Source organism: Roseateles hydrophilus, assembly GCF_026712245.1.
In the GTDB taxonomy this organism is placed as follows: Bacteria; Pseudomonadota; Gammaproteobacteria; order Burkholderiales; family Burkholderiaceae_C; genus Pelomonas; species Pelomonas hydrophilus.
This window is the reverse complement of sequence record NZ_JAPPUY010000001.1, coordinates 435,251-456,857: the sequence shown is the minus strand read 5'-3', so window position 1 is coordinate 456,857 and position 21,607 is coordinate 435,251. Positions and strand designations below refer to the sequence as shown.

Annotated in this window: 16 protein-coding genes; 14 read left to right on the top strand and 2 right to left on the bottom strand. The window is 68.1% G+C overall.

Annotated features, from left to right (window positions below):
- Positions 1–3: 3 nt before the first annotated feature.
- On the bottom strand, positions 4–2,940 hold the full coding sequence (locus NYO99_RS02075; RefSeq protein ID WP_268165439.1) for a TonB-dependent receptor: 2,937 nt from the start codon (positions 2,938–2,940) through the stop codon (positions 4–6).
- Positions 2,941–3,380: 440 nt separating this feature from the next.
- Here NYO99_RS02075 and kduD point away from each other — a divergent pair, with 440 nt between their 5' ends.
- The 9 genes from kduD to NYO99_RS02030 all read left to right on the top strand — a co-directional run bounded on the left by kduD (position 3,381) and on the right by NYO99_RS02030 (position 12,394).
- Complete coding sequence (gene kduD / locus NYO99_RS02070; RefSeq protein ID WP_268165438.1) at positions 3,381–4,142, top strand: 2-dehydro-3-deoxy-D-gluconate 5-dehydrogenase KduD; 762 nt, start codon at positions 3,381–3,383, stop codon at positions 4,140–4,142.
- Positions 4,143–4,312: 170 nt separating this feature from the next.
- Complete coding sequence (locus tag NYO99_RS02065; protein WP_268165437.1) at positions 4,313–5,482, top strand: oligogalacturonate lyase family protein; 1,170 nt, start codon at positions 4,313–4,315, stop codon at positions 5,480–5,482.
- Entirely contained in the window at positions 5,479–6,573 is a 1,095-nt protein-coding gene (locus NYO99_RS02060) for a pectinesterase family protein (RefSeq protein ID WP_268165436.1), read from the top strand. Before NYO99_RS02065 ends, NYO99_RS02060 begins: the two co-directional genes overlap by 4 nt.
- Positions 6,570–7,799 (top strand): pectate lyase family protein, encoded by a 1,230-nt coding sequence (locus tag NYO99_RS02055; protein WP_268165435.1) that lies wholly within the window; start codon positions 6,570–6,572, stop codon positions 7,797–7,799. The genes NYO99_RS02060 and NYO99_RS02055 overlap by 4 nt, the downstream gene beginning before the upstream one ends.
- 51 nt (positions 7,800–7,850) lie before the next feature.
- The gene (gene kdgR, locus NYO99_RS02050) at positions 7,851–8,657 is read left to right on the top strand and encodes a DNA-binding transcriptional regulator KdgR (RefSeq protein ID WP_268165434.1); all 807 of its coding nucleotides are present in this window, start codon (positions 7,851–7,853) and stop codon (positions 8,655–8,657) included.
- A 114-nt stretch (positions 8,658–8,771) separates the two neighbouring features.
- Positions 8,772–9,791, top strand: coding sequence for an NADP-dependent oxidoreductase (locus tag NYO99_RS02045; protein ID WP_268165433.1), 1,020 nt, complete (start codon positions 8,772–8,774; stop codon positions 9,789–9,791).
- A complete protein-coding gene (locus NYO99_RS02040; RefSeq protein ID WP_326494815.1) occupies positions 9,791–10,240 on the top strand; it encodes a GNAT family N-acetyltransferase in 450 nt (149 codons plus the stop codon). Before NYO99_RS02045 ends, NYO99_RS02040 begins: the two co-directional genes overlap by 1 nt.
- Positions 10,237–11,124: an SDR family oxidoreductase gene (locus tag NYO99_RS02035; protein WP_268165432.1), complete on the top strand. Its 888-nt coding sequence runs from the start codon at positions 10,237–10,239 to the stop codon at positions 11,122–11,124. Before NYO99_RS02040 ends, NYO99_RS02035 begins: the two co-directional genes overlap by 4 nt.
- A gap of 19 nt (positions 11,125–11,143) precedes the next feature.
- Positions 11,144–12,394: a TIGR03862 family flavoprotein gene (locus tag NYO99_RS02030; protein ID WP_268165431.1), complete on the top strand. Its 1,251-nt coding sequence runs from the start codon at positions 11,144–11,146 to the stop codon at positions 12,392–12,394.
- Here NYO99_RS02030 and NYO99_RS02025 read toward each other — a convergent pair.
- The gene (locus NYO99_RS02025; protein WP_268165430.1) at positions 12,385–12,894 is read right to left on the bottom strand and encodes a GAF domain-containing protein; all 510 of its coding nucleotides are present in this window, start codon (positions 12,892–12,894) and stop codon (positions 12,385–12,387) included. The genes NYO99_RS02030 and NYO99_RS02025 overlap by 10 nt on opposite strands.
- Before the next feature lie 120 nt (positions 12,895–13,014).
- Between NYO99_RS02025 and NYO99_RS02020 the strand changes: the two genes are divergently transcribed.
- From NYO99_RS02020 to infC, 5 genes are all read left to right on the top strand, one after another.
- Entirely contained in the window at positions 13,015–15,342 is a 2,328-nt protein-coding gene (locus tag NYO99_RS02020; protein ID WP_268165429.1) for a Tex family protein, read from the top strand.
- A 151-nt stretch (positions 15,343–15,493) separates the two neighbouring features.
- The gene (locus tag NYO99_RS02015) at positions 15,494–17,740 is read left to right on the top strand and encodes a TonB-dependent receptor plug domain-containing protein (RefSeq protein ID WP_268165428.1); all 2,247 of its coding nucleotides are present in this window, start codon (positions 15,494–15,496) and stop codon (positions 17,738–17,740) included.
- 61 nt (positions 17,741–17,801) lie between these two features.
- Positions 17,802–18,899 (top strand): patatin-like phospholipase family protein, encoded by a 1,098-nt coding sequence (locus NYO99_RS02010; protein WP_268165427.1) that lies wholly within the window; start codon positions 17,802–17,804, stop codon positions 18,897–18,899.
- Between the two features lie 179 nt (positions 18,900–19,078).
- Positions 19,079–20,986, top strand: coding sequence for a threonine--tRNA ligase (thrS, locus tag NYO99_RS02005; RefSeq protein ID WP_268165426.1), 1,908 nt, complete (start codon positions 19,079–19,081; stop codon positions 20,984–20,986).
- A gap of 71 nt (positions 20,987–21,057) precedes the next feature.
- A complete protein-coding gene (gene infC / locus NYO99_RS02000) occupies positions 21,058–21,603 on the top strand; it encodes a translation initiation factor IF-3 (protein WP_268166444.1) in 546 nt (181 codons plus the stop codon).
- The last annotated feature ends 4 nt before the right edge of the window (positions 21,604–21,607 follow it).

The following is a 21,607-nucleotide window of genomic DNA, read 5'->3' as shown; positions in this document are numbered from 1 at the left end:
CTCTCAGAACTTGTAGCGACCGCCGATGATGAACTCGCGACCGGTGTAGTTGTTCACCACCACGTTGTCCATCGCGCGCGAGATGAACTGGTCGTTGGGCTGGTTGGTCAGGTTGGTGGCCTCGAACGTGACCTCCAGCTGCTTGTTGATCTTGTAGCCCATCGACAGGTCGACGTTGAACGTCTTGTTCTTGCCCGCGACGTCCTGGTTGTTGCCGGCCGGCACGGCCGTCAGGAAAGCCGCACGTGCCGAGGTGGACACGCGGCCGCTGAAGGTGCCGTCGTCGTAGTAGATCGACGCGTTCCAGGAGCGCGGCGACAGGTTGACCAGGTCTTCCGTGACGGTGGAGGCGCCCACCGCGGTGGTCGACAGCACATAGGCCATCTTGGACTTGACCTGCGTGTAGTTGGCCAGCACGCCGAAGTTCTTGCCCCAGCCCGGCAGGAAGCTGAAGGGCTGCTGCACGTTGATCTCGAAGCCGCTGAGCTTCCCGCCCGGGGTGTTGACGGGCGCGCTGAAGCGGAAGACCTCGTCACCCGTGAAGTTGCTGGGCAGCAGCGACATGGGCAGGCCGCTGTCCTTGTAGGGCGCGTCGTAGCCCTTGGTCAGCACGTAGCTCTTGATGTCCTTCTGGAACAGACCCAGGCCGATGAAGGCGTTCTTGGCGTGGTACCACTCGAGGCTGGCGTCCACGGTGGTGGCGCGGAACGGGTCCAGCGCGGGGTTGCCGCCGGTGTAGGTCAGCGTGCCGGTGGTGGACAGCGTGCCGCCGGGGTTCAGGCTCTGCAGCGGCGGGCGCGACATGACCTTGGCCACGGCCGCGCGGGCCACCAGGTCCTTCGCCAGGTTGACCGACACGTTGGCCGAGGGCAGCCAGTCGTTGTACTGGCGCTCGGCCGTCACGAGGCTGCCGCCGCCCGTGGCGAGGTAGCCGTTGGCAACGATGGCCGTCTTGACGTGGCGCACGCCGGCGTTGCCGCGCACGGGCATGCCGGCCAGGCGGGTCTCGAAATCGGCCATGAACCAGGCGCCGGTGTCGGTCTCGGTGATGGCCCGGTTGCCGCCGCGGGCATTGCCGTTGGTGATGGAGGTCAGGCGGTAGTCGCCGGGTCCGCCGGCCGCGCCGGTCTTCAGGCAGTTGCAGTAGATGTCGTACAGCGCGGCGATGGCGTCCAGGTTCGGAATGACCCAGGAGGTGACCGAGCCGGCCGGCAGGTTCTGGCCCTTGCCGAAGCCTTCCACGCGCGTCACCAGCGCGTTGGGCAGCGCGTTGGCGGGCAGCGTGTTCATGGTTTCCACCGTGCGCCGGAAGTCGTAGCTGGTGAAGCTGAAGCGCTTGTAGCTGACGCCGCCCTTGAGCGTCAGGCCATCCATCGCATCCCAGGCCAGGTCGAAGGTGGCGACGTCCTGCTTGTTGGTCACGCCGTTGGGGCGGATGCGCACTTCACTGGGCGTGAAGTTGGTGATGCTGCTGGAGCCCACCGGCACGCCGCGGATCTGCAGTGCGCCGCTCGCGTCGTTGGGGTTCAGGTTGCCGTAGGTGATCAGCGGCGCGCGGTCGTTGCCGCGGGCGTCGAACACATAGCCGTCCACGTTGGGCGCATCCAGCGTCGTCGTGGTCTGGATGGGGTTGTTGAAGCGCGACTGGGCCGTGCCCAGGCGCACGGTGGCCTTGAGCGTGTCGCCGATGTCCTGCTCCACCGTCAGCGTGGGCTGGGTGAACTCGGTGCTGAGCTTGTCAAAGCGCGATTCGGAGCGGATGTCCACGCCATTGAACTTGCCGTAGACCATCTGGCCGGCGGCGTTGTATTCGGCGGCCAGCACGCTGGTCTGCTGCTTGCCACCCGCGGACAGGTTGCGGCTGAAGGAGATGGCCTGCAGGAAGTCTTCCTGGCGCGTCGCATCCAGCTTGGAATACATCATGTCGGCCGTCACCAGCGTGGTGTCCGACAGGCGCACCTGCACCGAGCCGGTCAAGCCCAGGCGGGACTGGTCATGCGTCAGGCGGCCGTAGCGCGGCAGGCGCGGGTGGAAGTTGGTGGCCAGCGAGGCGGCGTTGTAGGCAGCGACGTTCTCGGGCGTGTTGGGCAGGCGGGTGGCCGTGGTGGACGCGCCGCATTGATTGGCAGGCGTGGCCGGCGTGGTCGGGTTCACCGGGCTGGCCGGCGTCACGCCCACCGGCGAGCACCAGCCGCCGCTGGACGGGCCGTTGTCCCAGCGCACCGTGCTGAAGCCCTCTTCGTAGACCTCACGCTTGGAGTAGGCGCCCGAGAACAGCACGCCGATCTTCTTGTCGGCAAAGGTGTTGGAGATCAGGAACGAAGTCTTGGGCGTGGTCTTGCCGCGCAGCTCGTTGTAGGTGCCCTTCACGGACACGGCCGCCACGAAACCCTTCATGTCGAAGGGGCGCGCCGTCTGCAGGTCCACCGTAGCGCCCAGCGAGCCCTCGTCCACATCGGCCGAGCTGCTCTTGCGCACGGTCAGCGAGCTGAACAGGTCGGCCGCGAAGACGTTGAAGTCGAAGGCGCGGGTGCGGTTGGCACCGCCCGAGCTGTCGGTGCCGCCGGTCGTGGCCAGCGCCTCGATGCCGTTGATGCGGGTGCGGGTGAAGTCACCGCCCAGGCCGCGCACCGTGATGTTGCGGCCCTCACCGGCATCGCGGTCGATCACCACGCCGGGGATGCGCTGCAGCGACTCGGCCAGGTTGGTGTCGGGGAACTTGCCCATGTCCTCGGCCTTGACGACATCGACGATGCCCTTCTCCTGCCGCTTGGCGTTCAGCGCGCTCTCCAGCGAGGCGCGGATGCCGGTGACGGTGACGGTTTCCAGCTGCGCGGCGGGCGCGGCCGCCTGCTGCGCCCAGGCGGGCGCGACGACGAAGGCGGCGGCCAGCGCCACAGGGCTGAGGGCCAGACGGCGGGACGGACGGAATGCGGGCATGAGGGTCTCCTGGTGCATGGCCTCCTAGCGCGACAGGCGCTGGCGGCTCGGGGTCTTGAATGGGGGCGCGGGCCCGGGCGCACGCAGGGCACCCGTCGGTTCTGATCGCCGGCTCCGCAGCAGTGCGGGCACCGGTTTTGCCGCAGCCCCAGGGGCCGCAGCGACGCAAACAGGCCGGCTTGATCGCTGGCTTGTGGACGATGATAGGGTGAAGATGTCAAAATCGGAACAGTGGTTCACTAAATAGAAACCATGATTCCGTGGCGCTGCTCCGACGGTCTAAGCTTCGAACGGCAAAAGATCTGGAACTGCGTTTCAATTCCAAATCTCCTTCACGGCACTCGCCGGACAGGTGGCCCGCCCACCACGCCGCAAGGCATGCCCCGGCCCGCCACCCTTCATCGACGCAACTGGTGCCCCGCGCGCCTCGGACAACAACAATGGTTCTTCAACACTTCAACCTGGCCGGCAAGACGGCCATCGTCACCGGCTGCAACACGGGCCTGGGCCAGGGCATGGCCGTCGCGCTCGCGCAGGCGGGCGCCGATGTCGTGGGCGTCAACGTGTCCGAGCCTGACGAAACCAAGGCCGCCGTCGAGGCCCTGGGCCGCAAGTTCCTGGACCTGCGCGCCAACCTGGGCGACATCAGCTGCATCCCCGACCTGGTGGCCCAGGCCAAGGCACTGAACGGCGAGGTGCACATCCTTGTCAACAACGCCGGCATCATCCGCCGCGAGGACGCCATCAAGTTCTCCGAGGCTGACTGGGATGACGTGATGGACCTGAACCTGAAGTCGGTCTTCTTCCTGTCTCAGGCCGTGGCCAAGGTCTTCATCGCCCAGGGCAAGGGCGGCAAGATCATCAACATCGCGTCGATGCTGAGCTTCCAGGGTGGCATCCGCGTGCCGTCCTACACCGCCAGCAAGAGCGGCGTCATGGGCATCACGCGCCTGATGGCCAACGAATGGGCCGCACACGGCATCAACGTGAACGCCATCGCCCCGGGCTACATGGCCACCAACAACACGGCCCAGCTGCGCGCCGACGAGAACCGCAACGCCGCCATCCTGGAGCGCATCCCCGCCGGCCGCTGGGGCAAGCCCGAGGACCTGGCCGGCCCGGTCGTGTTCCTGTCGTCGCCCGCGTCGGACTACGTCAACGGCTACACCATCGCCGTGGACGGTGGTTGGCTCGCACGGTAAAACGCCCCTCGCCTGGTCTCGCGCCGCTGGACGCGGGCGAGCCCAGGCGATCCCCCGAGGGGACGGCGATGCTTGCGGCCTTGAGCCGCTCGCACATCGCCAGACGGGCCGGCTTGGCAGCGGCCCGGCGCTCGGCCCGCGGGCCCTAACGCATCACCGAGGCTCACGACATGAAAGCCACCGAACGCAAGTTTGAATTCCTCACCCGTGTGGACCCCGACACCGGCGCCCGCGTCACGCGGCTGACGCCGCCCGAGGTCACCTGCCATCGCAATTACTTCTATCAGAAGTGCTTCACGAGCGACGGCCGCAAGCTGGTGTTCGGCGGCGAGTTCGGCCCCAACCCCAGCCCCAACTGGAACTACCACCTGCTGGACCTGGACACGCAGCGCTGCATCCAGCTGACCGATGGCGCCGGCGAGAACACCTTCGGCGGCTTCCTGAGCCCCGATGACAAGTCCCTGTACTTCGTGCGCGCCACGCGCCAGTTCATCCGCCTGGACCTGGCCACGCTGAAGGAGGAAGTCCTCTACGTCGTGCCGGACGGCTGGGTGGGCTACGGCACCTGGGTCCCCAACAGCGCCTGCACCAAGATCGTCGGCATCGAGATCGCCGCCAGCGACTGGTTCCCGCTGAGCACCTGGCAGAAGTTCAACGAGATGTTCCACAAGCAGCCGCTGTGCCGGCTGTTCAGTGTGGACCTGGCCACCGGCCAGCGCACCGTCATCCTGGAGCAGCGCGGCTGGCTGGGCCATCCGCAGTACCGCCCGTTCGACGACAACACCGTTGCCTACTGCCACGAAGGCCCGCACGACCTCATCGACGCGCGCATGTGGTTCATCAACGAGGACGGCACCAAGCGCCGCTGCGGCAAGGAGCACCTCGACGGCGAGAGCTGCACCCACGAGTTCTGGGTGCCGGACGGCAGCGCCATGATCTATGTGTCATACAACCACAGCTCGCCCGAGCGCTGGATCTGCAGCCTGGACCCGGTCACGCTGGAGAACAAGGTGCTCACCGCCATGCCTCAGTGCTCTCACCTGATGAGCAACCACGACGGCACGCTCATCGTCGGGGACGGCTGCGGCAAGGTCAGCAACGACAGCACGGCCAGCAACGAGATGCTGACCGGCGACCCCTACCTGCACGTCTTCGACCTCAAGGCCGGCACCACGCGCAAGCTCGCCCGCCACGACAGCGGCTGGGGCGTCTACAAGGACGACCGCCAGGTCACGCACCCCCACCCCAGCTTCACACCCGACGAGAAGCAGGTGCTGTTCAGCTGCGACAAGGAGCGCGAGAACGGCGTGGAGCCGGCGCTCTACCTGGTGGACCTGTGAGGCTGCTGCCCGCCCTGGCCTTCGTCGTGCTGGCCGGCGCCAGCCAGGCGCAGACACGCCCGCAGCTGAGCGCCGAGCAGGCCGCCCAGCACACGGTGGCCGCCTACCTCGGCGACTGGACGCCCGCGCCGCTGGCCGACCTCGGCGCCGCCGCGCCCGACCTCACGGTCCGGCCGGGCGAGTCCGTGCAGGCCGCCATCGACAAAGTACCCGCAGCCGGCCAGGGCACCGGCAAGCGCTGGGTCATCCACATCCAGCCCGGCACCTACCGCGGCCCGCTCTGCATCAAGGACAAGGCCCCGCTCGCGCTGGTCGGCAGCGCGATCGACGCGGCCGCCGTCGTGCTGGTGGACAACCGCTTCTCCGGCAAGCCGAAGGGCGAGACCGAGCCCGCCCACCCCTGCTGGCCCGAGCTCGGCAAAACCACCATCGGCACCAGCGGCAGCACCAGTGTGCTGGTGCAAAGCGATGACGTGCAGCTGCTGCACCTGACCATCGCCAACGACGCCATGGACGGCGTGCGCCGTGGCGAGGCCTACCCGCCCGGCGTGGGCGAGAGCGGCGGCGCGCAGGCCGTCGCGCTGACGCTGATGGGCGACCGCCTGCAGCTCGGCAACGTGCGCCTGCTCGGCCATCAGGACACGCTCTACGTGAAGCGCCGCACGCCGCAGGCGCCGGCCCGTCAGCTGATCCGCCACAGCCTGATCGCGGGCGACGTGGACTTCATCTTCGGCAATGCCACGCTGGTCATCGAGCACAGCACCGTCCTGACCCGCGCCAACCGGCGCACGCCCGGCCACGGCGGCATCATCCTGGCGCCCAGCACCGCCCCAGACGTGACGCAGGGCTTCCTCATCACCCACAGCCGCCTCATCGGCGAACCCGGCATCGCCCCCGGCGCCAGCGCCCTCGGCCGCGCCTGGGATGCCGGCGTCAAGCACGGCACCTGGGTGGCCGGCGTCAGCCCCAACGGCCTGGCCGTCGTGCGCGACAGCGAGATCGGCGCCCATGTGGGCCCGTGGCAGGCCAGCACCTCGCGCCGGCCTTTCGACGCGGCCACCAACCGCCTGTACGAGTACAACAACCGATGACCCGCCTGACCCGCCGCGAACTGCTGGCACTGGCCGCCCTGCCCGGCTGCGCCGCGCTGCCGACAGCCGACGAACGCCCGCTGGGCTGGGCCGCGGTGGGCCACACCACCGGCGGCGCGGGCGCCCGGCCCGAGCACATCCTGGACATCCGCGACCGCGCCGGCCTGGACGCCGCACTGCGCCTGGGCGACACGCCCAAGATCCTGCGCATCCACACGATGATCGACCTGGGCCCCGGCGACGCCGAGCAGTGGCGCGACCCGGCCTTCGACGCCGCCGCCTTCGACCGTGCGTTCGACCCCGCCACCTGGGGCCGCGGTGACCCCGCCGGCCCGCTGGAAGACGCCCGCGCGCGCTCGGCCAAGCGCCAGGCCAAGGCCATCGTCGTGCGCCTGCCGTCCAACACCACGGTGATGGGCGCCGCGCCCGGCGCCGGCTTCCGGCACGGCACGCTGCTGCTGGACAAGGTCAGCAACATCGTGCTGCGCGACCTGCGCCTGCATGACGCCTACGACCACTTCCCCGAGTGGGAGCCGCGCGACAACGGCCATGGCGAGTGGAACTCTGCCTACGACCCCGTCAGCCTGACCGGCGCCGAGCGCGTATGGGTGCACCACTGCCACCTCGACGACGGCGACCGGCCCGACCACCTGGCCGCCACGCGCCTGGGCCGCCCGGTGCAGCACCACGACGGCCTGCTGGACATCACGCTGGGCAGCGACCTCGTCACCGTCTCGTGGTGCCGCTTCCAGAGCCATGACAAGACCATGCTCATCGGCGGCGACGACAAGCACAGCAGCGACGACGGCAAGCTGCGCGTCACGCTGCACCACAACCACTTCCACGGCTGTAAGGAGCGCACGCCGCGTGTGCGCTTCGGCCGCGTGCATGTGGCGGGCAACCTGTTCACGGCCGACCGCGCCGAGGACTTCGGCTACTCGCTGGGCATCGGCCACCAGTCCCGCATCGTGGCCGAGGCCAACAGCTGGCTGCTGCCCGACGGCATCGGCGCCGACCGGCTGATTCGCCGCCTCAAGGGCAGCGCGCTGGCCGACGGCGGCGGCAACCGCCTCAATGGACGGGCGGTGACGCTGGGCGCAGCCGGGCTGTCCACCGACGTCGGCTGGCGCCCTGCGGATGCCTACGACACCAGCGCCTTGGCCTTCCCGGCGCTCGATCGTCTTGTTGAGCAAATCCGCGCCGGTGCCGGCCCACGCCGGGCCTGAGTCAGAATCCGCCCCTCAGTTCCTGGAACAAGCGCCCGAAAGAACCAAAACATGGACGAGGACATTGGTGATTCGAAACAGCCGGAATCGGTTGCCGCCGTACTGAAGGTGTTCGCCATCCTGAACGCCTTGGGCGAACGCAGCGACATCGGCATCACCGACCTGTCCGTTCGCCTGGCCATGCCCAAGGCCACGGTCTACCGTTTCCTGCAGACCATGAAGAGCCTGGGCTATGTGCGCCAGGAGGCCGACAGCGAGCGCTACGGCCTGGCCATGCGCATGTTCGAGATCGGCGCCAAGGCCCTGCCCTCGCCCGACCTCGTGGACCTGGCCAAGCACCCCATGCAGATGCTGGCCGATGCCACCGGCGAGACCGTCCACCTGGGCAGCCTCATTGACAGCGAGATCATCTACATCCACAAGGTGGACTCGCGCCACATGCTGGGCATGTACTCGCGCGTCGGCCGCCGCGCGCCCATCCACTGCACGGCCATCGGCAAGGTGCTGATGGCCTGGGAGCACCCCGAGCGCCGCGATGCCATCCTGGACGGCGCCGAGTTCAAGCGCTTCCGTGACAAGACCATCACCGAGCGCCCAGCCTTCCTGGCCGAGCTCGCCCAGGTCAAGGCCCAGGGCTTCGGCGAAGACCGCGAGGAATTCGACGACCACATCCGCTGCCTGGGCGTGCCCATCTTCGACCGCCTGGGCCAACCCATCGCCGGCATGAGCGTGTCCTTCCCCACCTTCCGCTTCGACGAGGCGCGCGCGCCCGAGGTCGTGAAGATGCTGCAGAAGGCCAGCCGCGACATCTCCGAGAAGCTGGGCTGCACCAACTTCCCGCTCAAGTCGGCCGACTGAGCCCCCAGAAAAGCACGACCGTGCTTTTCTGTCGCCGATGGGACGCGCCGCGTCCCTCGGCCCATGCTTCAATGCCCTCCGCTGGCCGGGACGCCCTCGGCCCTGGAGACCCGCATGAGCACCACCAACCGCCAGATCGTCCTCGCCTCCCGCCCCAAGGGTGAGGTCACGCCCGACAACTTCCGCCTCGTCGAGGCCGCCCTCGCCCCGCTGGCCGACGGCCAGGTGCGCGTGCGCAACCACTTCCTGAGCCTGGACCCGTACATGCGCGGCCGCATGAACGACAGCAAGAGCTATGCGGCGTCGCAGGCGATCGACGAGGTCATGATCGGCGGCACGGTCGGCGAGGTCGTCGAGTCCAAGAACAGCCACTTCGGCGTGGGCGACAAGGTCGTCGGCATGGGCGGCTGGCAGGAGTTCCAGACCGTCGACGCCACGCAGCGCGGCGTGCTGCAGAAGGTGGACACGACGCACATCCCGCTGTCCGCCTACCTCGGCGCCGTCGGCATGCCCGGCGTGACCGCCTGGTACGGCCTCGTGAAGATCATCAACCCAAAGGCCGGCGAGACGGTGGTGGTGAGCGCCGCCAGCGGCGCTGTCGGCTCGGCTGTCGGCCAGCTCGCCAAGGCGCGCGGCGCCCGCGCGGTCGGCATTGCCGGCGGCGCTGACAAGTGCCGCTACGTGGTCGAGGAACTGGGTTTTGATGCCTGCATCGACTACAAGCAGCATGGCGACGTGCGCTCGCTGTCCGCCGCGCTGAAGGCCGAGTGCCCGAACGGCATCGACGGCTACTTCGAGAACGTCGGCGGCTACATCCTGGACGCCGTGCTGCTGCGCGCCAACGCGTTCAGCCGCGTGGCCATGTGCGGCATGATTTCCGGCTACGACGGCCAGCCCATCCCCATGGCCGCGCCGCAGCTCATCCTCGTGAACCGCATGAAGGTCGAGGGCTTCATCGTGTCCGAGCACATGGAGGTGTGGCCCGAGGCGCTGAAGGAGCTGGGCGGCCTGGTCGCCACCGGCAAGCTCAAGTACCGCGAGTCCGTGGCCCAAGGCCTAGAGAACGCGCCCGAGGCCTTCATGGGCCTACTCAAGGGCAAGAACTTCGGCAAGCAGCTCGTCAAGCTGGTCTGATGAACTGGACCTGCGTCCCGTTTGCCGAGCTGACGGTGCAGCAGCTGCACGACGTGCTCCGGCTGCGCGCCGAGGTCTTCGTCGTCGAGCAGCACTGCGTGTTCCTGGAGATCGACGGCCTGGACCCGCTCACCTGGCATCTGCTCGGCGTGGGCGATGACGGCCAGCTGCTGGCCTACACACGGCTGATCCCGCCCGGCGTGAAGGCGCCCGACGCGCTCATCGGCCGCGTCGTCACGTCGCCCGCCGCGCGCGGCGGTGGCAGCGGCCGTGCGCTGATGGCCGAGTCCGTCGCGCGCTGCGAAGCCCTGTGGCCCGGCCACGCCATCACGCTGCACGCCCAGGCCCACCTGGAACGCTTCTATGCCAGCTTCGGCTTCGCGCCCTCGGGCGAGCCCTATGTCGAAGACGGCATCCCCCACATCGAAATGAGAAAGCCCCTGCCATGAGCAAGCAAACCGCAGTCATCACCGGCGCCGGCTCCGGCTTCGGCCTGGAAACCGCCCGCCTCGCCGCCCAGCGCGGCATGAACCTCGTGCTCGTGGATGTGCAGGCCGACGCGCTGGACAAGGCCGTGGCCGAGTTCGCAGGCGTCGAGGTGCTGGCCCGCGTCGTCGACGTGGCCAAGGCCGACCAGATGGAAGCGCTGGCCAAGGCGGTCGAAGCGCGCTTCGGCGCGCCGCACTTCGTCTTCAACAACGCCGGCGTCGGCTCCGGCGGCCTGATCTGGGAGAACGCGCTCAGCGACTGGGAATGGGTGCTGGGCGTGAACCTGATGGGCGTGGTGCACGGCGTGCGGCTGTTCACGCCCATGATGCTGGCCGCGGCGAAGGCCGATCCCGCGTACCGCGGCCACATCGTCAACACCGCCTCCATGGCCGGCATGCTGAACCCGCCCAACATGGGCGTGTACAACGTGTCCAAGCACGCGGTGGTGTCGCTGTCCGAGACGCTCTATCAAGACCTGTCCCTCGTGACCGACCAGGTCCATGCGTCGGTGCTGTGCCCCTTCTTCGTGCCCACCGGCATCAGCCAGAGCCACCGCAACCGGCCTGCCGACCTGCCGATGGCCAAGCCCACCAAGAGCCAGCTCATCTCGCAGGCGCAGACCGACAAGGCCGTGTCCTCGGGCAAGCTGACCGCGGCAGATGTGGCGGCGCTGGTGTTCGACGCCATCGACCACGGCAAGTTCTACATCTTCAGTCACCCCCAGGCGCTGGCCGGCGTGCAGACGCGGCTGGAAGACGTGATGCAGCTGCGCAACCCCACCGACGCCTTCGCCGACAAGCCCGAGATCGGCGCGGCGCTGCGGGCCAAGCTGCGCGCCGAGTGAGGCAGGGACAATCGGGGGCATGAGCTCCCCCGATTCCATCGCCATCATCGGCGGCGGCCCCGCCGGCCTGATGGCCGCCGAGGTGCTGGCCACCGCCGGCCACGCCGTCACCGTCTTTGACGCCAAGCCCAGCGTCGGCCGCAAGTTCCTGCTGGCCGGCAAGGGCGGCCTCAACCTCACGCACGCCGAGCCGTTCGCGCCCTTCCTCGGCCGCTTCGGCGCGCGCGCTGCACACATCGAGCCGCTGCTGCGTGAATTCGATGCCGACGCACTGCGCACCTGGGCCGCAGAGCTGGGCGTGCAAACCTTCGTGGGCACCTCGGGCCGCGTGTTCCCCACCGACCTCAAGGCCGCGCCGCTGCTGCGCGCCTGGCTGCAGCGGCTGCGTGCCGCCGGCGTGAAGTTCGCGATGCGCCACCGCTGGACGGGCTGGGCCGACGACGGCTCGCTGCGCTTCGACACCCCCGACGGCGAACGCCTCGTCGCACCACGCGCCACGCTGCTGGCGCTGGGCGGCGCCTCCTGGCCGCAGCTCGGCTCCGACGGCGCCTGGGCGCCCTGGCTGGCCGCACGCGGCGTGGACGTCGCACCGCTGCAGCCGGCCAACTGTGGCTTCGACGTCGGCCCCACCGCCGCCCACGCCGGCGCCCCCGGCTGGAGCGAGCGCTTCGCGACCGAGTTCGCCGGCCAGCCAGTCAAGCCGGTGGCGCTGGCCACCGCAGGCTTCGACAGCCGACCGGGCGAGTTCGTCATCACGGCCACCGGCATCGAGGGCTCGCTGGTCTACGCCGCCAGCGCCGCGCTGCGCGAGCAGATCGCCCGCGACGGCCGCGCCACGCTGACACTGGACCTGCTGCCGCAACTGACGCCCGAACGCGTGCTGGCCGAGGTGCGCCACCCGCGCGGCAGCCGCTCGCTGTCGTCGCACCTGAAGAGCCGGCTGAACCTGAGCCCGCTGAAGCTGGGCCTGCTGCATGAGCTGTTGACGCGCGAACAGATGCTGGACCCCGCGACGCTGGCCGCCGCACTGAAGACCCTGCCACTGACACTGCACGCGCCCCGTCCCGTGGCCGAGGCCATCAGCACCGCGGGCGGCGTGCGCTTCGAGGCGCTGACCAGCGGGCTGATGCTGCAGGCCGTGCCCGGCGTGTTCGTCGCCGGCGAGATGCTGGACTGGGAAGCCCCGACGGGCGGCTACCTGCTGACCGCCAGCATGGCCAGCGGCCGCACGGCGGCCACCGGCCTGCTGGGCTGGCTGGCTCAGCCCTGAGCCTTCTTCAGCGCAAAGCCCAGCAAGGCGCCGACCTGGCGCAGGTACTCGACGTGCTGGTCGCTCCAGGTCAGCACGTCATGCGTGTTCTCGCAGCAGAACAGGCCCCAGGGCTGGCCGCCGATGTTGATGCCGACATCCAGCAGCGAATAGATGCCCAGCGGTTCGAAGTAGGCGCTGGTGAAGCAGTCCGTCGTCGGGTGGCTGCGCGCCTCGCTGGCGACGATGAGGTTGTCGCGCCGCATCGCAGCGAAATATGGGCCGAAGTCCGCCTCGCGCAGTTCGGCGCCCTGGCTCCAGCTGTCCTGGTCGCGGTCGTACAGCCGCAGGCACTGGATGCGGTCGCGTGCCACGGGGTCGGGATAGACCCACAGACTCGCGCGGCTGCTGCCCATCTGCTCGGCCAGCAGCAGGGTCAGCTCGTTGTAGAACTCGTCGGCATCGACGACGCCATCCATCAATCGCTTGGACAACGCCAGCACGCGGGGTTTGTCGAACATGCGCCTCTCCGTCGGGGTTGAGCGAGCCAGTGTCCATGCCGGCAGCGGGCCGGACAAGCCCGGTCGCCCGCGGGGCCACATGGCAAAATCGCCGGCTTTTTTCGCGCTTCCGAGAGCCTCGTGGACCATTTGATCGTTGCCCAGATTGCCGCCGAACTGAAGGTTCGCCCCGCCCAGGTGCAAGCCGCCGTGGAGCTGCTGGACGGCGGGGCCACCGTGCCCTTCATCGCCCGTTACCGCAAGGAAGCCACCGACGGCCTGGACGACACCCAACTGCGCGAGCTGGACGCCCGCCTGGCCTATCTGCGCGAGCTGGCCGACCGCCGCGAGGCCGTGCTGAAGAGCATTGCCGAGCAGGGCAAGCTGACGCCCGAGCTGGAAGCGGCAATCAAGGCCGCGCCCACCAAGCAGGAGCTGGAAGACCTCTACCTGCCCTACAAGGTCAAGCGCCGCACCAAGGGCCTGATCGCCCGCGAGGCCGGCCTGGAGCCGCTGGCCGACGCGCTGTTCGCTGACCCCACGCTCGACCCGCAGGCCGAGGCCGCCAAGTTCCTGAACGCCGACGCCGGCTTTGCCGACAGCTTCGCCGTGCTGGACGGCGTGCGCGACCTGCTCAGCGAGCGCTGGGCCGAGGACGCCGTGCTGGTGGGCAAGCTGCGCGAGTGGCTGTGGGAGGAAGGCCTGTTCCAGAGCAAGCTGATGGACGGCAAGAACGGCGAACTGCCCGACAACGCCAAGTTCCGCGACTACTTCGACTACGCCGAACCCATCAAGACCGTGCCTTCGCACCGCGCGCTGGCCGTGTTCCGCGGCCGCACGCAGGAGTTGCTGGACGCCAAGCTGGTGCTGGACGAAGAGCCCGTCGCTGGACAACCCGGCCTGGCCGAAGGCCGCATCGCCTCCCACCTGGGCTGGCGCCACGCCAACCGCCCCAGCGACGCGCTGATCCGCAAGACCATCGCGTGGACCTGGAAGGTCAAGCTGTCCCTGAGCCTGGAGCGCGACCTGTTCGCCCGGCTGCGTGAGGCCGCCGAGGCGACCGCCATCAAGGTCTTCGCCGAGAACCTGCGCGACCTGCTGCTGGCCGCGCCCGCCGGCAAGCGCGTCGTCATGGGGCTGGACCCGGGCATCCGCACCGGCGTGAAGGTGGCCATCGTGTCGGACACCGGCCGCGTGCTGGACACCGCCACCGTCTACCCGCACGAGCCGCGCCGCGACTGGGACGGCAGCCTGCACACGCTGGCCAAGCTGTGCGCGACGCATGGCGTCAACCTGATCGCCATCGGCAACGGCACCGCCAGCCGCGAGACCGACAAGCTCGCCGGCGAGCTGATCAAGAAGCTGCAGGCGCTGGATGCCAACGTCAAGATCGAGCGGGTCGTCGTCAGCGAAGCCGGCGCCTCGGTCTACTCGGCCAGCGAGTTCGCGTCCAAGGAGCTGCCCGACCTCGACGTGTCGCTGCGCGGCGCCGTCTCCATCGCCCGGCGCCTGCAGGACCCGCTGGCCGAGCTGGTCAAGATCGACCCCAAGAGCATCGGCGTCGGCCAGTACCAGCACGATGTCAACCAGAGCGAAATGGCGCGCGCGCTGGACGCCGTGGTCGAGGACTGTGTCAACAAGGTGGGCGTGGACCTGAACACCGCCTCGCAGGCGCTGCTGGCCCGCGTGTCGGGCCTGTCGGCCTCGGTGGCCAGCAGCATCGTGCGCTGGCGCGATGCGAACGGTGCCTTCCGCAACCGCCAGCAGCTGCTGGATGTGACGGGGCTGGGCCCCAAGACCTTCGAGCAGGCAGCCGGCTTTTTGCGCATCCGCGGCGGCGACAACCCGCTGGACGTCTCCGGCGTCCACCCCGAGACCTACCCGCTGGTCGAGAAAGCCATGGCGCTGTTGAAGCGCTCCGCCGATGAGATCGTCGGCCGCAGCGAGGTGCTGCGCACGCTCAAGCCCGAACTGCTGGCCAACGAGAAGTTCGGCCTCATCACCGTCAAGGACGTGCTCGCCGAGCTGGAAAAGCCCGGCCGCGACCCGCGCCCCGACTTCAAGGTCGCCCGCTTCAACGACGGCGTCGAGGACGTGAAGGACCTGCAGCCCGGCATGCTGCTCGAAGGCACGGTCAGCAACGTCGCGCAGTTCGGCGCATTCGTGGACCTGGGCGTGCACCAGGACGGCCTGATCCACGTCAGCCAGCTGAGCAACAAGTTCGTAAACGATGCCCGCGAGGTGGTCAAGACCGGCGACATCGTCAAGGTCAAGGTGCTGGAGGTGGACCTGGCCCGCCAGCGCATCTCGCTGACGATGAAGCTGGATGCGCAGGCGCCGCGCGGGCCCAAGACGGACAACGCCTTCCGGCCGGCTGCGCGCCACGAGCGTGCCGGCGGCGGCGCACGCGACGCGCAGCCGGCCGGCGGCAACGCGATGGCGGCCGCTTTCGCCAAGCTCAAACGCTGACCTTCGGCACGGACACGAAGGGCTGTCAAGATGCGGCCCGCGCCACGGGTCGTCGACTGACACCCGCCAATCGGCAATCGGTCGCAGCGCGGCTGCAGCCGGCTGGCGGGCCCGCTATGGTGCGCACCTTCCCGAATCCACGGAGTCCTGCTTGAAAACCCCTGCCCTCGCCCTGCTGCTCCTGCTCAGTCCCGCCCTGGTTCTGGCTCAGCAGGAAGTCGACCGCGCGAACAACACGTCGCCGACACCCGGCAACCAGCAACTGGAGCGCGTGTCTGTCTCGCGCACGCAGACCGACACCGACCTGCGCCGCCGCGAGCCCGTGGCCAAGCAGCTGTACGGCCGCGAGGAGCTGGACAAGTACGGCGACACGCAGCTTTCCGATGTGCTCAAGCGCCTGCCGGGCATCAACGTCTCCGGCGGCCAGCTGCGCATGCGCGGCCTGGGCGGCGCCTACACGCAGATCCTTGTCAACGGCGAGCCGGCGCCTCCGGGCTTCAGCCTGGACAACCTGAACCCGGCGCAGGTCGAGCGCCTGGAAGTCACCAAGGCGCCCACGGCGGACCAGAGCGCCCAGGCCATCGCCGGCACGCTGAACATCATCCTGAAGGACGCGCCGCGCGTCGTGCAGAAGGATCTGCGCCTGGGCCTGGCCTACGCGAGCGAGAAGCCGGTCATCAATGCCGGCTTCACCTACGGCGATCGCGTCGTCGGCGGCGTGGGCTTCGTGCTGCCGATCTCGGTCTACCAGTGGAACTTCGTCAACGAGACCGAAGGCGACCGCGTGCGCGACAAGGGCGTGACCGGCATGAGCAATGTCGGGCGCGACCGCGCCTTCGGTCGCGGCTTCAACATCTCGCCGCGCCTGAACTGGAAGCTCGACGACGACGAGACGCTGACGCTGCAAGGCTTCTTCGTGCAGAACCGCTTCCGCAACGAGGGCGAGAACACCACCACCGTGCTGTTCTCGGGCGCCAGCAGCGTGCTGCCGCAGAGCCTGGTGGACACCACGCGCAACCGCGGCACCTTCTCGGCCAACCGCGTCAACCTGCAATACAACAACCGTTTCGGTGAGGACCGTCGCATCGAACTGCGCGCCGGCACCGGCAGCGGCGGCGCGAACTTCGACTTCGACTTCTTCGGCCGCAACAAGGACGGCTCGCAAGCCATCGACCGCTTCACGTCGGGCGACAACAGCAACCGCAACACCAGCCTGTCCGGCAAGTACAGCCAGTACGCAGGTGACGCCCACACCATCACGACCGGCGCCGAGTTGGAGCGCCGCACCCGCGACGAACGCCGCCGCACGCAGCAGATCGACTACCGCAAGACCAACCCGCAGTTGGAAGACCTGCTGACGGGCGTCGAAGGCCAGCCCTTCAACGCGACCATCACCCGCTCGGCCTTCTACCTGCAGGACGAGTGGGAGATCAACAAGCAGTGGTCCGCCTACGCCGGCGTGCGCCACGAGCAGATCAAGATGGCCAGCGAGGGGGATGGCAGCCAGTTCACCAGCACCAGCAAGGTCACGACACCGCTGCTGCACCTGAACTTCAAGCCCGACCCCAAGGGCCGCGACCTCGTGCGCGCCAGCCTGACCCGCAGCTACAAGGCGGCGGACATCCAGCAGCTGATTGCCCGCCCAACCATCAACACCGACTATGAAGTGCGCGGCCCGAATGCGCGCATCAACACCGAGCTCGCCCCGGACCGCATGGGCAATCCGCTGCTGAAGCCGGAGCTGGCCACCGGCCTGGACGTGGCCTTTGAGAAATACCTGCCGGCAGGCGGCCTGGTGTCGGTGGGCGTGTTCCACCGCCGCATCACCAATCTGATCCGCACCGACAAGCCCCGCCTGATGACGGTGCCCTATGCCGACACGCAGCGCTACGTCATCACGCAGATCAACCTCAGCAAGGCCACGACGCAAGGCCTGGAGCTGGAGGTCAAGGGCCGCGCCGCCGAGCTGTTCCCGAGCCTGTTCGAGCCCAGCACCGCGCTGAACCTGCGCGCCTCGCTGAACCTGTACCGATCCTCCGTCGGCGACATCCCCGGCCCCGACAACCGCCTGGAGGGCCAGCAGCCCTGGCAGTTCAACTTCGGCGCCGACTACCGGCTCAAGAGCCTGCCGATCAACATGGGCTTCAGCGCCCAGATCGCACCCGAGTTTGACGTGCGCCAGAGCGTGCTGCAAAGCCAGACCTCGCTGGCCTCGCGCTCGCTGGACGCCTTCGCCGCCATGCAGGTCAGCAAGCAGGACAGCGTGCGCGTCAGCGTCAACGGCCTGTTCCAGCCCAAGCAGGGCACGCGCGTCGTCATCGTCGGCACGCCGGACTACAACCTGAACCAGCGCGAGCCGGTGCCTTGGTGGTCGGTGAACTGGGAACACAAGTTCTGACGCAACTCGCCGTCCCGGCCGCGTCACGCCGCGCGGCCGGTGTCGGCTATCTTGTCGGGCGATGACTGTTCCTGCCCTCCAAGTATTTGCCGGTCGCACCGCCCGCACGCGGCTGGCCGAGCGTGGCCTGCGTCCTGACGACATCGGCCTGATCCCGGCTGCCGCCGGTGGCCCCAAGGGTCTGATCCTCAACGGCCTGGATCGCTTCATCTTCGGCGACTGGCTGCCGCAAAGCCGCCAGCCCGTGCACCTGGTCGGCGCCAGCATCGGCGCTTGGCGCATGGCCACCGCAGCCCTCGCCCACCGCGACGTGGCCGATGCGTTCAACACGATGGCCGAGGCCTACGTGACGCAGCAGTACGACGTACTGCCGGGGGAGAAGCGACCGCGCCCCGAGGGTGTCAGCCGGCGCTTCGGCGAGATCCTGGCCGACATCTTCGAAGGCCGCGAGGCCGAGGTGCTGGCCCATCCACGCTATCGGCTGCACATCGTCACGTCGCGCGGCCAGAACAAGGGCCTGGGCCTGCTGGCGCGAGAAGGTCGAGTGCGCACGCCGCTGGGCTACCTGGGCGCATTTGCGGCCAATGCGGTGTCACGTCCGCTGCTGGGGCGCTTCCTGGAGCGCGTCATCTTCTCCGACGCCCGCGACCGCCTGCCGCTGAAGCTCAACGACTTCACGACGCGCGAGGTGCACCTGTCGCGCACCAACCTGCGTGGCGCGCTGCTGGCGAGCTGCTCCATCCCGTTCTGGCTGCAGGCCCAGCACGACCTGCCCGGCGCACCGCGCGGCGCCTACTGGGACGGCGGCATCACCGACTACCACCTGCACCTCGACTACCGCGCCCTGCAGTCCAGCGGCGCGCCCCTGGTGCTCTACCCGCACTTCCAGCGCCAGGTGGTGCCCGGCTGGCTGGACAAGGCACTCAAGCACCGCCATCGCGCCACCGCCTTCCTGGACAACGTCGTGCTGCTGTGCCCGTCGCCCGAGTGGATCGCCAGCCTGCCCGGCGGCAAGCTGCCGGACCGCAACGACTTCATCCACCTGGACGCCGACGAACGCCGCCGGCGCTGGCGCGAGGCCGTGGCGTCCAGCCACCGCCTGGCCGAAGAATTCGCCGCGCTCACGCGCCAAGGCAACGTCCAGGCCATGAGCCTTTAGAATTTGGATTCCCTCCCCTCACAAGAGCGAGAAAGGCACCCTGGTTATGACACCGCGAACTACGACCACCTTCACCGGTACCTAGTCGGCCGCGGCTCGTCACGCCTGCCTTCGGGCAAGAAACCAAGCGCGGCAAGTGGCCGCGCTTTTTCATTTCTGCCCCACGAACGGAGCACCCCATGATCTCGATTCAACTCCCCGACGGCTCTCGCCGTGAGTACCCCGCCGCGCTGACGGTGGGCGATGTGGCCGCCAGCATCGGCGCCGGCCTGGCCAAGGCCGCGCTAGGCGGCAAGGTCGACGGCAAGGTCGTTGACCTGAGCCACGTCATCGACCGCGACGTTCAGCTGTCCATCGTCACCGACAAGGACGAAGACGGCCTGGAACTCATCCGCCACTCCACAGCCCACCTACTGGCCTACGCCGTCAAGGAGCTCTACCCCGACGCCCAGGTCACCATCGGCCCGGTCATCGAGCACGGCTTTTACTACGACTTCTCGTACAAACGCCCCTTCACGCCGGACGACCTGGCCGCCATCGAGTCCAAGATGACCGAACTGGCCAAGAAGGACGAGAAGGTCGTGCGCCGCGTGCTGCCGCGCGACGAAGCCGTGGCCCACTTCAAGGCCCTGGGCGAGAACTACAAGGCCGAGATCATCGGCAGCATCCCGGCCGACCAGGATGTGTCGCTGTACGCCGAAGGCAAGTTCGAAGACCTCTGCCGCGGCCCGCACGTGCCCAGCACGGGCAAGCTCAAGCACTTCAAGCTGATGAAGGTCGCCGGTGCCTACTGGCGCGGCGACCACCGCAACGAGATGCTGCAGCGCGTCTACGGCACAGCCTGGGCGACGAAGGACGACCTGCAGAAGTACCTGACGATGCTGGAGGAAGCCGAGAAGCGCGACCACCGCAAGCTCGGCAAGGAGCTGGACCTCTTCCACATCGACGAGCACGCCCCCGGCGTCGTGTTCTGGCACCCCAAGGGCTGGACGGTGTGGCAGGAGGTCGAGCAGTACATGCGCCGCGTCTACCGCGACAACGGCTACCAGGAGGTCAAGGGCCCGCAGCTGCTCGACAAGACGCTGTGGGAAGCCACGGGCCACTGGGACAAGTACCGCGACAACATGTTCACGACCGAGTCGGAAAAGCGCGACTACGCGCTCAAGCCGATGAACTGCCCCGGTCACATCCTGATCTTCAAGCACGGCGTGAAGAGCTACCGCGACCTGCCGCTGCGCTTCGGCGAGTTCGGCCAGTGCCACCGCAACGAGCCCACCGGCGGCCTGCACGGCATCATGCGCGTGCGCGGCTTCACGCAAGACGACGGCCACATCTTCTGCACGGAAGATCAGATCCTGCCCGAGTGCGTGGCCTACACGGCGCTGCTGCAGAAGGTCTACCAAGACTTCGGCTTCACGGACATCATCTACAAGGTCGCCACGCGGCCGGATGCCCGCATCGGCTCCGACGAGATCTGGGACAAGGCCGAGCACGCGCTGATGGAAAGCCTGCGCGCCTCGGGCGTGGACTTCGTCATCGCCCCGGGCGACGGCGCCTTCTACGGCCCCAAGATCGAGTACACGCTGAAAGACGCGCTGGGCCGCCAGTGGCAGTGCGGCACGATGCAGGTCGACTTCTCCATGCCCGGCCGCCTCGGCGCCGAGTTCGTGGATGAAGACGGCCAGCACAAGAACCCCGTGATGCTGCACCGCGCCATCGTCGGCAGCCTGGAGCGATTCATCGGCATCCTGATCGAACAACACGCCGGCGCACTGCCCACGTGGCTGGCGCCGACGCAGGTTGTCGTCGCCAACATTACGGATGCGCAGGCCGATTACGTCGCGGAAATTGTGAAATCGCTGCAAAAACAAGGGCTTAGGGCCTCAGCCGATTTGCGCAACGAGAAGATCACCTATAAAATCCGCCAGCATTCCATGCAAAAGCTGCCGTACATCCTCGTCGTGGGTGACAAGGAAAAGGCGAATGGCAGCGTTGCGGTACGCGCCCGTGGCAACCAGGATCTCGGCGTGATGCCCCTGCAGGACTTCCTCGACAGGATCTCCGCAGACATCACCAACAAGGTCTGAAAGAGCCGTCCGGGCGCGCTTTGTTTTGTTTGAGGCCCCTCGCCTTGGGGCCTTGTTGAAAGGTCCACACCATCGCTACGTTTGCCGACCGTCGCGCGATTCCGGAGCGCAAGCACCGCCTGAACCGCGAAATCATGGCTCCCGAAGTCCGTCTGAACGGCCCCGAGAATGAACCCATCGGGATCGTCAGCATCCAGGAAGCCCTGCGCATGGCGGGCGACCTGGACGTGGACCTGGTCGAGATCTCTGCCACCGCCAATCCGCCGGTCTGCCGGCTGATGGACTACGGCAAGTTCAAGTACCAGGAACAAAAGCGCGCCGCTGAAGCCAAGGCCAAGCAAAAGATCATCGAGATCAAGGAAGTCAAGTTCCGCCCGGGCACGGACGAAGGTGACTACCAGATCAAGATGCGCAACTTGCGCCGCTTCATCGCTGAAGACGGTGACAAGGGCAAGGTCACGCTGCGCTACCGGGGCCGCGAAATCACGCACCAGGACATCGGCATGCGCCTGCTGGAGCGGATTCGCGACGAGCTGGCTGATGTGGCGGTGGTCGAGAACATGCCGAAGCTCGAAGGTCGGCAGATGATCATGGTCCTGGCGCCCAAGAAGCGCTGAGATC